The following is a 12,870-nucleotide window of genomic DNA, read 5'->3' on the forward strand; positions in this document are numbered from 1 at the left end:
CCTTTCCGGGGGCGTATACCTCAAGCGTTAAGAGATAAAAAAATCATGAAATCAAGTAAAAATGATGGAATAGTGTATTCCACAGATTCTGGCAAAACCTGTCCCAAATGCGGGCATCCAGTCAAAAATTGTGCTTGCAGCAAGCGTGGACCTGCTGTTCCAAATGATGGGGTTGTAAGAATATGTAAAGAAACAAAAGGCCGGAAAGGCTCAGGGGTATCCGTTATTACAGGTGTTCCTCTTAACGAAAAAGAATTAAAAATCCTTGCGAAGAAACTTAAGCAGAAATGTGGGACTGGTGGAACTGTAAAATCCGGAAAAATTGAGATTCAGGGTGATCATAGAGACATCCTGAAACAGGAAATATCAAAACTTGGGTATACAGTAAAACTATCAGGTGGATAAATTACGAAAATGCGCCTGCAAAATATCGCTGTTTCAATGCGTTACAAAAAAACCAGGAAGAGCTGACAGCATGTCATTTTCTTATCGATAGTTTTTATCGATAAGTAGCTATACTTTATATCCAAAAAATCGATTTGTTACCCCCTGTGGGGCGTGCTATATAGAGTCGTTTCGAATTCTTTCTGGTTTATTTGAAGCGGGGTTTTTTTGGGAACATACATTGTAAAGCGCGTGATTCATTCGTTACCATTACTTGTAATGGTCATCATCTTCTCCTTTTTCGTCATACATATCATGCCGGGCGATCCGGTCAGGACCCTGCTCGGAGATCGGGCACCCGCTGAGCAGGTCGCCAGCATGACGAAAAGCCTGGGCCTTGATCAGCCGCTGGTCATACAATTCACAGTCTGGCTGAAAAACCTCCTCCATTGTGATTTCGGAACCTCCATCTCCCTGGGAGAACCCGCATTTTCACTGATTTTACAACGCGTAGAGCCCACATTTCTTCTGGGAATTCTCGGAACCCTGATCAGCGTTATGGTGGGCATCCCCCTTGGCATCCTTTCCGTCCAGCATCACGGGAAATGGACTGAGAATCTGTTCACCCTGCCCGCCCTTGTTTCGATTTCTGTCCCGGCTTTCTGGACCGCAATCCTCATGATCCAGCTTCTCGCGGTCAAAATTCATCTGTTTCCTGTTGCGGGCTATCATGTTATCGCCAAATACGGCCTCTCGAAGGCGCTTTACGATTTGCTGCTTCCCGGGCTGATTCTGGGCATCATGTATTGCGGTCAGATTGCGCGTATGACCAAGGTCTCAACCCTTGAAATAATGCGTCAGGATTACCTGCTGACGGCTCGGGCAGCTGGCATCAGCGAAGGAAAGATACTCTATTATTATGCGCTGAAAAATTCTCTGGCCTCAATCATCGTCGTTATTGGCTACAGTTTTGCCAGTATGCTTGCCGGAGCCGTGGTCATAGAACAAATATTCAATATCCCAGGTCTCGGGAATCTTACAATCACCTCAATACTCAACAGAGATTATCCTGTTATTCAGGGCACTCTGATATTTGTCACAGTCATTTTCATCATAATAAATATGCTTACGGACATTCTGTGCGCATACGTCAATCCCAAAATCAAACATGAAATCGAATAGTGCATACTCTTCTTAAGATAAGGGAAAAAACAAACGCATATATTCTCACGGGTATCGCGCTTTTGACCATCGTTTTCATGTTCAGCACCATTGGCCCTCTCGTCTCCGCCTTTGATCCCCTGCTCACAGCGCCGGCCATGCGGCTGACGGCTCCGGGCAGTGTTCACTGGATGGGGACTGACGATGTGGGGCGGGATGTTTTTATTCGAGTTATCTACGGCATCAAAATATCCTTGATAATTGGCGTTGTCGTCGCCCTTATAAGCGGGATTACGGGTACCATTGCGGGTGTGAGTGCCGCCTATTACCCCATCACCTCAAAAGTCATCATGCGCATCGTCGACGGCATCATGGCCTTCCCCACGATTATCCTCGCCATCGTGCTTGCCGGGATTCTGGGAGCAGGCATGAGGAATATCATCATTGCCCTGTCCATTTCGTATTTTCCGATGATCGCCCGGGTTGTACGGAATGCAACTGCTGAAGTTCTCGCAACCGAATATGTTGAATCAGCTGAAGTCCTCGGTAAATCAAATACCTACATCATCTTTCGCTATATACTCCCCAATATTGCATCTCCGCTGATCGTACAGATCACCTACACCTTTGCCATGGCCATTTTGAATGAATCAATCCTGAGTTTCCTCGGAGTCGGGATACAAATTCCCACGCCGAGCCTGGGGGGAATGGTCAGCGATGGCCGAAACTATATCAGTACAGCTCCCTGGATCATCACTTTCCCGGGACTGGTGATTTCATGGATAGTCCTTTCACTGGATCTCCTGGGCGACGGGTTGAGAGAAATGCTGGACCCCAGGCGCAGGCGTGCCAGCTGATTTCCAAAAAAACATGATATTCCCCCAGAATGCGGACAAAACAACAGAGATTGAGATGCAAGACCTTTTGAGAATAGAAAACCTGAGTGTTGTGGCAACAGACAAAAAACGCACAACTCAAATTGTCAGTGAAGTTTCCTTTACTGTCCGCAACGGCGAAACCATGGGGATTATCGGGGAATCAGGATGTGGAAAGAGCATTACCGCAATGAGCATCCTGAAGCTGACAGAACCCAACATACATATCGACAAGGGGCACATATACTGGGGAAATATCTGTCTGAGTGAACTTTCAGAGAGCAGATTGCGAAAAATATGCGGAAAAGAAATCGGCATGATATTTCAGGAACCCATGACGTCTCTCAATCCAGTTTTTACAATTAAACAGCAACTTTCCGCACCCATCAGATTGCATCTTGGCCTGAGTAAACCAGATATTCATCAGCGCTGTATAAGGCTTATGGAGGATGTGGGCATCAAAGATCCTGAAAAAACACTCAAATCATATCCCCACGAACTTTCAGGCGGTATGTGCCAGAGAGTGGCCATCGCCATCGCAATATCCTGTGACCCTCAACTTCTGATCGCGGACGAGCCCACAACGGCCCTTGATGTCACAATACAGGCACAGATCCTGGGAATCCTCAAAAACCTGATCCGTACAAATCAGATGGCGCTTCTCATCATCTCCCATGATATGGGTGTCATTGCGTCCTTATCCGAAAACATAACGGTTATGTACGGTGGAGAAATTGTTGAGCAGAATACGAGGGACAATATCATAAAGCAGTCTTCCCATCCCTATACGAAAAAGCTGATACGCTCGGCTGAAGAACTCTATGACGGTGCCGACGAACTGACCCTTGTCAGGGGCAATGTCCCCCGACCGGGAGAAAACCGTACAGGATGCAGATTTGCCCCGCGATGTGATCTCAGTACACAAAGATGCCATGCAGAACACCCCCCGCTGGTACAGAAAGAACGTGGAAAAGGAACTGTAAGATGTTGGAACTGCAGATGAGAGAACAAAATTCACACCCAAAGCCCCCTCTTTTACTCGAAATAAAAAATATCTGTAAAAGTTTTGTTTCGAAAAATTCTGTAATCAAGGCGGTAGACCGTGTCTCCTTCAATATACATAAAGGTGAGACCTATGCCCTTGTCGGCGAATCCGGCTGTGGCAAGACAACAACCGGGCGGATGATTCTCCGTCTGCTGGATGTCGACAAAGGGCAAATCCTTTTTGAAGGCATTCCCATAAGCGGGCTGACAAAACGGCAATTACGCAAAAAGCGGCACACTATTCAGATTATTTTTCAGAATCCTTACGGTTCTCTGAATCCAAGGATGAAAATCAGCACACTTCTGGCAGAGGCCATTGTAAGCAGGGCCGAAAAACCTTCTCATATCCGGGCGGAAGCGGAGAGATTGCTGCAGAGCGTCGGCCTGGGAAAGGAGAATCTGGATAAATATCCCCATGAATTTTCAGGCGGACAGCGACAAAGGATCTGTATTGCCAGAGCCATTGCCACACATCCAAAGCTGATCATCTGTGATGAGCCGGTCTCGGCACTTGATCTGCTCGTTCAGGCCCAAATTCTGTGTCTCTTACAGAAACTTCAGAAAGAGTATGGGTTTTCTTATCTGTTTATTTCGCATGATCTGTCGGTTGTCCGCTATATGAGCGACAGGATCGGCGTGATGTACAACGGGAGAATTGTTGAGGAGGGTACGCGCGACGAAATATTTAAGAATCCGCAGCACAGCTATACGAGACTTTTATTTGCATCATTACCCACACTGAAAAATGCAGACGCGTTCGCTGCAGCACATATTCAAAAAGATACGGAGACCTGTCAGAAGGTGCTTCGTCAGGGAAAAGAACACTCGAACCAAAAGGTAGAAGTAAGCCCGACACATTATTTGCTTGCAGATCAGTAGCATGGAACCTTGCATCTGAACGAAATACAGGATGTTTCAAGATACCCGCATATTTACCCTCATCTCATGACAAAAAGGAGAACCCATGAGAAAACGAAAATCCACCCTGCTGTTTATTCTGCTCGTTGCGGCCTTTGTTGTTGCCGGTTGCAAGAGCAACGCTGAACAGCCCGAAAAATCAAATCAGGCAGCAGAGCAGGCTCCTGTTGTCTCCAGCGAACCACAATCCGGTGGAGAAATTACTATTGCCCTGCAAAAGGCCCCTGACAATCTTGATACAGATTTTGGTACACAGTGGGAAGCCACCCAGGTCATGAATCACGTGTATGAGGGACTCTTTGAAACAGACGGAAACGGCCAGGCCCAGCCGTATCTCGCCGAGTCCTGCACTCTTTCCAGTGATGCGAAACAGTATGATATCAAACTCAGAAAAGGCGTAAAATTCTCAGACGGCCATGAAATGAAGGCTGAAGATGTAAAAGCCTCCATTGACCGCTGGCTGCGCAAGAATCAGGCAGGCCACATTGTCAAAGATAAAGTCGAAAGCGTCGATATCATAAATGATTATGAAATAAGGATTACCCTCAACCAGATCTATGCGCCTATTCTCAGCATCATGGCGTCTCAGGTCTCCGGCCAGAGGATGTATGTGCGGGAAAAGAAAATTCTCGACACATTCGGGGATAATATCATTACCGAATATATCGGAACCGGTCCGTATAGTATTGAGGAATACGTCGCCAGTCAGAAGGCAGTCCTTGTAAAAAATGACAACTATACACCTGCGCAGGGAAAAATTTCCGGCCTTACCGGCGAGAGGATTCCCTATCTCGACAAAATCACCATGGATTTTGTTCCGGAAGAAAGCGTGCGTGTGGCCGGGCTGCAAAGCGGCCAGTACGATTTCATAGACGAGGTCTCTACAGACCAGTACACCACGCTCTCCGAATATCCCGGAATCAAGCCGGTCATCTGCAATGATGGTACCATCAGTGTTATCGCCTTCAATTGTGCAAAACCACCCTTTGACAACAAACGTATGCGGCAGGCCGTAACCTGCGCCATTGATAATGCAGCGCTGGCCCAGGCGCAAATTGGCGATAAAAAATTCTGGAGTGTTGAAGACGGCAGCTGGTTCAAAAAAGGGAATATCTGGCATGACCCTGAGGCTGGCAAAGACATGTACAATGTGCACGATGTGGCCAGAGCAAAAAAACTGGTAGAGGAGTCTGGATATAACGGAGAAACAATCAGCATCGTTGGCGACAAATCAAACATGTATGAAAGTAACGCGGCACTTGTTCTGCAAAACGAGCTTCAAGCCATTGGACTCAATGTCTCCGTTGACCTCTATGACGAGGCAACCGCTTTTGATTACGAGACAACGGGCAAATGGCATATCCGGGTCAGCAGATGGAGCGATATGACCCCCGATCCCCAGAACTTCCAGCCGTGGACAGGTACCAACGGGTGGATTACCGGCTGGAACGATAAGGCATCCCACGAAATGGACGCACTGTTCGAGAGGATGGCAGTCGAGACAGATCAGCAGGCACGGTATGAAATTGTCAAAGAATTTTATGCTAAATTCTGGGAAGAAGTCCCGTATATAAAGAGCTTCAATGATGTCCGTCTTTATGGCATTAGCGAGCGGGTACAAGGCTTTAAGGCTTATGGACAGCCTTTTTTCTGGAACACGTGGGTAGACAGTTCAGCCAGATAAGACCAGCAGGGGGAAGGGAGACAGGAAAAAGTAAAAGGTCTTTGTAGAGACGCCCAATTTGGGCGTCTTCAGCACAACGGACGTTTTTACAATGAGATCAATTTTACATCCTGTTTAGCCATTCGTAATCGCCCCAAAAGATGTCAACGCAGTTGCCTTCTCTGGTCAGTAAAAAATGTAAAAGTATTACACAAGAACAACAGAACAACTCAATCCAGGGTGTTACCCATGAAGAATACCAATGTATGGAAAATGACAACAGCACTCGGCCTGCAACACAGAATTGCAGGGGTGCATTTTCTCGACTTTCAGGAAGACTATAACAACTGCAAAGCCAGTCCTGGATCACAAAAAGGGTCTTACTGCTATCAAGTCCGACAGGCACTGGACGGCAAACATTTCAAGGCAGATAAGAATCTCGTAACCTGCGAATATGCCCGTGCAGCCCTTGGTCTGGAGAAACCGGATATTTCCATGCGCGAAGGCAGAAGCTTTGACTATTGCGGACTTTCTGAAAGTCGGACGATTGGGAAAAATATTGCTGATGCAATGATGTACATTGATCAGGATATTTACGGTGTTGAACTCGGCCCTCTTGAAGAGATGGAACACGCCGATCTTGTTATCATGGTGGATTATGCGCAGACTATCATGCGAATAATGCAGGGATACGCCTACAAATACGGAGCACCACAACATCTCAGCTTTTATGGCAACCAGGCCATGTGTTCCGACATGACATCAAAGGTTTTTCATACAAACGATATCAATATCTCACTGATGTGCAACGGCACAAGGCGGTGCGGAAAATACGACAAAGGGGAGATTGCTGTTGCCCTGCCGATCAATATGTTCGACCCCCTTGCCGATGGCATCATTGAGACACTCAATGCGGTTCAACTTGTCACGGAAAAAAAGAGAATCATAGAAACCCTGAAGCATACCGACAGACCTGATGATGAAGAAAACAGTGCTGCGGACAAGGCGGACCCGCAAGGCCCCGCCCAGGAGGGTAGAACCAATGACAAACCGGATCATACGGGTACGTCGGGAAAGAGAAACAGCCTGGGTCTCGAAATAGATACGCAGTACAACTACGGCAAGGGATTGCTGGAATACGACCATCACGTTTTGGATCTTCGCAAAAAAGGCGACAGCAGTTTGTAAGCAACACGGTGGTTATCTCTTAACGACAATCAGCCCGCCTCCTTAGATATTTTTTTAACCATTTTACTTTTGCTTAAATTCCATTGAGTAAATTCCGATTATTAAACATAATGTTGGTGTTGACCTTACGCCGTATTTAGCGCAAGCAAGGATAGCTTGGTTGTAATAAATACGGCGCAAGATGTTCGACGAAGTAAATACGAGTTATAACAAGTTTTCATGAAGTGTTTCTTTCATGGCCTTGATAATTATTTCTGCAGCATTGATACCCTTGGAAACCTCTTTGAAACTTTTGTGAACACCCCCAGAATGTGCGACTTTATGCCTTGCTTTAACAATATCTCCAAAAAGTGTTACTTCAGGCTCAAAACCCTTCAATTTTTCATTGAATTTATTTTTCATCTCATCGCCGAATTGAGCCATAAACCCTACAAGAGACTTTTTTTCAAAAGATCTTAAAATTTTTTATTTCTTTAGATTCAATAGTTTCAACAGATATCTCCAACTCATCATATACAGACTGTTGTAACTCTGCACACAGACAAATGAGAGCATATTGCGCTAGATAAGATTCTATGGGACTGCCTTCGAGATTGTTATTCGAGATAAGCTTTTGGGCATCATCTAGCACGGTCTTCGTTCTTGCAAAATGCATAACGGATCCCTCACCCAATAAGAATTTCCTCGGCCTTGACAAAACGCCCTTCTACCGATTTTGTATCGCTCGTACTTTCGTAAACATTTTCTTTAAAGTTTTCATTATATTTTAAAATTTCAAATCTTTCTTTAAAATCATCGGGAATACTTTCAAATTCAGTCCTAAGAATTACAGCCATGATGCAATCTATTGCCGCATAATTAAGCCGTCCCTTGAGATGAAAAGGCTTGTCTCCCAAATGTTCAAAGACAAAGGCACATACTTTTTCAAAAGCATTTATTAATGGCTGTACATCGTCAGCAATAGTTCTGGAATTATCCTTCATAAACTCAGTTAAAAAAGATTTCATAGGCTTTTCATACTCTTCTTTTCGTGCAGCAAGAGCAAGAATTCTTAAAACAAGTTCAACATCTTTAAACCGTAAATCCATTTTTTCTTTTCCAAATATTTTTCTCCAGTTACTATTTTTATTTAATTCCTCAAGTTTGTTTGCAAAAATTCCTGAATATACACACCTGCGAACTTCCATTGGATTTAATTTTTTACCACCAGTGTTTAAACGTTCAAAAATATGATAAATGCTCGTATCATCTGCAGGATCAAGCTGTTGAATAATAGTTGCACGCAAAATAGAATCTTCTAATGCTCTTTTATCTGCATCTGTTAAGTCTTCAAAAGAACTATTATCCCATGGTTTTTCAACATTACTCAGCCGAAATATTTTTTCTTTGAAAAATCCTTTCAAAAAAAATATTGCACTCAGTATTCTTTGCTGACCATCAACAACCAAAAATTTATTATCTTCCCTTCTTTTATAAAGAAAGACCCCGGGAACTGGTAATCCCAAAAGAAAGGATTCAATCAACTTACTTGCATCACTCTTATTCCAAACAAACTGTCTTTGAAAGTCTGGAATGATTAGATCACCCTTTTCCCATTTACGATAGTATTCAGCCAGCGACATATCGGAAGGATAATTCGAGATCTCATACGTAATCTTCTTTTTATTTTTATTATTTGAATCTGTCACTTTGTCATCTCCCTATTTTTCTCGTTCTTGAAAATCATTCAAAATTTCATCTATACCCGCTCCCATCCCCCTGTTTTTACTTCCCAATCCTTCAGATTATAAAATTCATTAATCCAAAAAAGAATTGGAAGTTGTTTGGTAGCGGTAAGATCCGGTTGATACTTAGGCGTGTGAAGGGAATACCAGTCATCAGCAGCGCTGCCCCGCCGCTGAATCCCAAGCAATATCAGGCCTGTATACATCCCCTTATGCCTTTTGTCATTGCGTCGATGACAAGCTTGTCGATAATATCTGGCATGAACCTTGATGGTGACACCGCTTCTCGTTTGAACCCGAACGGTCTCAAATCCTTCGCTTTTCATTCGTCCTGGCAAATGATTAAGCAGTTCTTTTTCCTGGATCTGACATTCAGAACAATCCAGATTTATCTGAAATTTTTTTTAATAACAAAGCTGCCAATTGGTTTGTATAACTCAGAATTTCCAATTCCACCGCTTCTACGTCCTCTGGGCTTCTTAGTCTCCGTTTGTCTTCGTCAAGTTCTTTCAAGCAAACATAAACCTCTTCAACTGTTTCACAATCGCCAGCCTTTTTCATTCCCATGACCATCCTCTCTGGTTTATAAATGAGTTGTACTTGATGAAGATACCATTTTTAGACATCACAAGTAAGCTTTTCTTAAACCGGGAAAATGGGAATGCGCCCGGGAACATGTACGCAGTAAATTTTGGGATTTTTACATCGAGAATATGGAGGATTTATATCGTTCCCTGTTGGTGTACAATCCGGTTCCACTGCAATACTGACAGTATAATCGGACTGATATAAAAATTGAGATCCCTGCTCGAAAAATATCGACAGGGGCAAATGGATTAGTGTGTCAAAAAGACGTTATAAATACGGCTGGTTCCCACCCGATTTGCATATTGTTGCTCAAAAACCACATTATACTGTTTGGTTTTGTGCTGAATTCACGGCTGATGGTACGAAAATCAATTTCAGGCCGTTTTTTAGCTCGGACCGGGAATAGCTGAACAAATGAAAATACCAATGGCAGATTCAGAAGATTCTGGCCAAAAAAATTTAATATGCCGACTCTTTCTCAAGAGGAAAGAGACAACGGAGTTCTGTTGTTGGATTTGCCACCGAGAAAGGTCTTAAAAGGGCTAACCCCGCTGGAAGTATTCACTGGCAAACGCCTGCACTTATTACTTGAATTCCGCTTCTCTTCTCCTTTTTTTTGTGATGTATAACGCCCGCATAATAGACGCGATATTGCGAGCGTCCTAATTGACGCGTTTGTTATGAATTTTTAGTACTGCTTCAGAGCTTCCAAATACAGTACGATATGATTTATTAATTATTTTTTTGTTTAATTTTTTAACGTCATCCAGTCCAATTGAGTACGCCAAGTGATTATAATCTTCTGAGTTATTAATCATATATGCGTATTTAGGCGATAGAGGGATATAGAAATCAGCACTTTCCGGCTCCTTTCTCTCTGGAATCAACGCCAAAGAGGAATGTACATTAATGACAGGATGATCACTGGTTATGAATGGGTGGCCAGTATTATTAGTAATGAATATATGATTATCCCTATCTTTTGACTCGTATAAACTATACCCGATACTTGTGCCAAACATGAAGCTCAAAAACCACCAATTTTTTTCAAAGAGAGCTAAAAGTTCTTTGAGTTCTTTGTGTTCAACACCAATATCTGGATTCACTCTAACAGCCCCTATCGACTTTTCTTTAAAAGATTTTATTCTCGACATTTGATGGCCGACATATGAACAAAATGCCATCATATTATTTTTTGACTTTAGGCATTCCGAATCGCCTTGTGCCAACTTTGAGATTACTTCAACTGCAGTGCCTTCAATAAAAGAATGCAAATTCTCTAAACTATTGTGTTCCATTGCCTTCTGAACAGACAAAAGCTCCTCTGGAGCATTCTTTACCTTAGAAATAAAACCCGAAAAATTTGATAGCTTTATAAAATCATCTAGGTATGACATATGAATTTCTTGAAGAAACTGTGGCGATTTCACCAAAATTCTCTTTATAAACTCTATATCCTTTTGATTCAGCGTACTTATCTTGTAGAAGTCTGTTTCTTTTGCAAGCCCTTTGACGCTATCACACGCGATTTTTCCTGTCTTTGATATATAGAAAATATTATTACCTGTCGCCCAGCTCTTCAGATAATAACTCCAAACATAATGATGATTTCTTTTAATCTGCTTATGCTTTTCCATAAAATATGGCACTCTCTATCTTATCGTAGTTACTTGACTGATTATTTCTTCATTTCTGGGTCGAGTAGGACATCAAACTCCACACCTGAGATAACGACATCTACGGGAATCGGACCAAACTATCAGTCTGCATTACTGCCATTTAAGTCAATAAAATAGCTATTATCGAGCCTTAGAGTACTCTTTTTACCCTCAAAAAGTGTATTGTAAGAAGCTGAAGCCTCCTTCAATACGGTCTCTAATTCCTTAGAAGGTCCTTTTTAGGGGGGAAGGGCGCATTCCCATTTTCCCGGTCAATAAGAGATGTCCGCTAAAACTCACTAAATAAACAAAAAATCAAATAGTTATACAGCAAATCATTCCAGTATGATTTTTAAGATGAACTCTCATTACGCCTCAACCAGATGAAATTTTCAGACATAAATTAGCTAAAACCCTCAATTTTGCTAGGTTTAGCCTGCCCGGAAAATGGGAATGGCGTGCCTCTTAATTGATCTAATACCATTCCTACTAAGTTCTAACCCTATTTAAGGAGACCCAATCCCGGCTACAGATGCTATTAATAATTCCGGGAATTGCTACCATTTTATTCCATGCGTCACAAGAGGCATCGACTATGTGTTCATAAGAATCATAGACTCGATTAGATAACCATTTTTGTTTCAGCCATTGCCAAATTTGTTCTACTGGATTTAATTCTGGTGAGTAAGGAGGCAACTTTAACAGAGTTACATTATCAAGGTTTAAATATTCCTGATGCCATCCAGCGCCATCTACTATTAACAACGCGTGGTGACCTTCAGGTACATTTTTTGAAATTTCTTCCAGATGGAGCTTCATCGCTGCCATATTAGCACAAGGAAGAACTAATCCTACGGCTTGATCTCGACTTGGACACACGGCACCAAAAATATAAGCATGTTTGAATTGTTGTTGGCGAATAGCTCGAGGGCGACTTCCTGTTGGAGCCCAAACCCTGGTAATATCGCCTTGCTGCCCCACTCGAGTCTCATCTTGAAACCAAATATCGACAGTGGAAAGATCAACACTGGCAGGCAAAGCTTCACTGATCAACTCAACAATTTTTTTTTAAAGTTTTCCTGAGCCTCTTCGTCTTGCTTGGGATGTTTGGAGCGGCTGCTGATCCATGACAACTCAAGGTAATGAAGGAGTCGATATACTCCAGCTAAACTATAATTAACGTTCCATTTATCCTTAATAATATCTCGAATTTCGTAGCCTGTCAGGCGACCACCTTCACGTTGTTTTTGTCTTTCAAGTATGTACTTTTTAAATTCTTCATGTTGATCTTTTGGAAGCTTAAAATTTGCTCCTGTTTTAGGTAAGTCATTTAATCCAGAGATGCCATATTTTTTAAATCTTTTATAAGTAAGCTTCACAGTGGAAGGACTTGTTTTCAAAGACTTGGCTGTTTGTTCTTGTGTTTTTCCGTCTTTTAAATGAGCAAGAATCAAAAGACGAATACGAGTCCTTGGTTTCGTTTCTCTGTGGGAGAGGCCTACAAAATCGTAATCCTGTAGGTTGTATTTTATTGTTGTCATAAGAAATGTATAATACATTTGTTATTCTTGGTCAATACAAAATGGAAATGGTATAACTTGCTTATTTTGTGGTATTTTTCACAATAATCTCTCTTCTGGGCTGATATTGTTGCTTTTTATGTTTAT

The 12,870-nt window shown here is 42.6% G+C and carries 14 protein-coding genes and 1 pseudogene; 8 read left to right on the forward strand and 7 right to left on the reverse strand.

The features are described 5' to 3' along the window. The first annotated feature begins 45 nt into the window (after window positions 1–45). The 7 genes from JWG39_RS04125 (at window position 46) to JWG39_RS04155 (ending at window position 7,233) form a co-directional block, all read left to right on the forward strand. Complete coding sequence (locus JWG39_RS04125) at window positions 46–405, forward strand: translation initiation factor Sui1 (RefSeq protein WP_205218095.1); 360 nt, start codon at window positions 46–48, stop codon at window positions 403–405. Between the two features lie 207 nt (window positions 406–612). Then, on the forward strand, window positions 613–1,566 hold the full coding sequence (locus tag JWG39_RS04130) for an ABC transporter permease (protein ID WP_205218096.1): 954 nt from the start codon (window positions 613–615) through the stop codon (window positions 1,564–1,566). After that, on the forward strand, window positions 1,566–2,402 hold the full coding sequence (locus JWG39_RS16440; protein WP_205218097.1) for an ABC transporter permease subunit: 837 nt from the start codon (window positions 1,566–1,568) through the stop codon (window positions 2,400–2,402). The genes JWG39_RS04130 and JWG39_RS16440 overlap by 1 nt, the downstream gene beginning before the upstream one ends. A gap of 55 nt (window positions 2,403–2,457) precedes the next feature. After that, complete coding sequence (locus JWG39_RS04140) at window positions 2,458–3,423, forward strand: ABC transporter ATP-binding protein (protein ID WP_205218098.1); 966 nt, start codon at window positions 2,458–2,460, stop codon at window positions 3,421–3,423. Beyond that, complete coding sequence (locus JWG39_RS04145) at window positions 3,405–4,343, forward strand: ATP-binding cassette domain-containing protein (RefSeq protein ID WP_240191977.1); 939 nt, start codon at window positions 3,405–3,407, stop codon at window positions 4,341–4,343. Before JWG39_RS04140 ends, JWG39_RS04145 begins: the two co-directional genes overlap by 19 nt. Window positions 4,344–4,428: 85 nt before the next feature. Further along, window positions 4,429–6,066, forward strand: a complete 1,638-nt coding sequence (locus JWG39_RS04150; protein ID WP_205218099.1) for an ABC transporter substrate-binding protein — start codon at window positions 4,429–4,431, stop codon at window positions 6,064–6,066. Window positions 6,067–6,294: 228 nt separating this feature from the next. Next, a complete protein-coding gene (locus JWG39_RS04155) occupies window positions 6,295–7,233 on the forward strand; it encodes a DUF169 domain-containing protein (RefSeq protein ID WP_205218100.1) in 939 nt (312 codons plus the stop codon). Window positions 7,234–7,437: 204 nt separating this feature from the next. On the opposite strand, the gene JWG39_RS04160 is transcribed toward JWG39_RS04155, so the two are convergent. The 4 genes from JWG39_RS04160 to JWG39_RS04175 all read right to left on the reverse strand — a co-directional run bounded on the left by JWG39_RS04160 (window position 7,438) and on the right by JWG39_RS04175 (window position 9,524). Then, entirely contained in the window at window positions 7,438–7,695 is a 258-nt protein-coding gene (locus tag JWG39_RS04160) for a HEPN domain-containing protein (protein WP_338032175.1), read from the reverse strand. A 203-nt stretch (window positions 7,696–7,898) separates the two neighbouring features. Next, window positions 7,899–8,921, reverse strand: a complete 1,023-nt coding sequence (locus tag JWG39_RS04165; protein WP_205218102.1) for a GmrSD restriction endonuclease domain-containing protein — start codon at window positions 8,919–8,921, stop codon at window positions 7,899–7,901. Window positions 8,922–8,971: 50 nt separating this feature from the next. After that, window positions 8,972–9,283, reverse strand: a complete 312-nt coding sequence (locus JWG39_RS04170) for a hypothetical protein (protein WP_205218103.1) — start codon at window positions 9,281–9,283, stop codon at window positions 8,972–8,974. A gap of 46 nt (window positions 9,284–9,329) precedes the next feature. Further along, window positions 9,330–9,524: a hypothetical protein gene (locus JWG39_RS04175; protein WP_240191978.1), complete on the reverse strand. Its 195-nt coding sequence runs from the start codon at window positions 9,522–9,524 to the stop codon at window positions 9,330–9,332. A 431-nt stretch (window positions 9,525–9,955) separates the two neighbouring features. Between JWG39_RS04175 and JWG39_RS17350 the strand changes: the two are divergent. Further along, window positions 9,956–10,174, forward strand: a pseudogene (locus tag JWG39_RS17350) (hypothetical protein); the annotation flags it as partial. A gap of 33 nt (window positions 10,175–10,207) precedes the next feature. Here the strand turns inward: JWG39_RS17350 and JWG39_RS04180 are convergent. The 3 genes from JWG39_RS04180 to JWG39_RS04190 all read right to left on the reverse strand — a co-directional run bounded on the left by JWG39_RS04180 (window position 10,208) and on the right by JWG39_RS04190 (window position 12,762). Next, a complete protein-coding gene (locus tag JWG39_RS04180) occupies window positions 10,208–11,182 on the reverse strand; it encodes a DUF4238 domain-containing protein (protein ID WP_205218104.1) in 975 nt (324 codons plus the stop codon). A gap of 510 nt (window positions 11,183–11,692) precedes the next feature. Then, on the reverse strand, window positions 11,693–12,256 hold the full coding sequence (locus JWG39_RS04185; RefSeq protein WP_205218105.1) for an IS630 family transposase: 564 nt from the start codon (window positions 12,254–12,256) through the stop codon (window positions 11,693–11,695). Continuing rightward, on the reverse strand, window positions 12,253–12,762 hold the full coding sequence (locus tag JWG39_RS04190; RefSeq protein ID WP_205218106.1) for a helix-turn-helix domain-containing protein: 510 nt from the start codon (window positions 12,760–12,762) through the stop codon (window positions 12,253–12,255). Before JWG39_RS04190 ends, JWG39_RS04185 begins: the two co-directional genes overlap by 4 nt. Between the last annotated feature and the right edge of the window lie 108 nt (window positions 12,763–12,870).

It is taken from the genome of Desulforhopalus vacuolatus (genome assembly GCF_016918505.1).
GTDB classification, from domain to species: domain Bacteria; phylum Desulfobacterota; class Desulfobulbia; order Desulfobulbales; family Desulfocapsaceae; genus Desulforhopalus; species Desulforhopalus vacuolatus.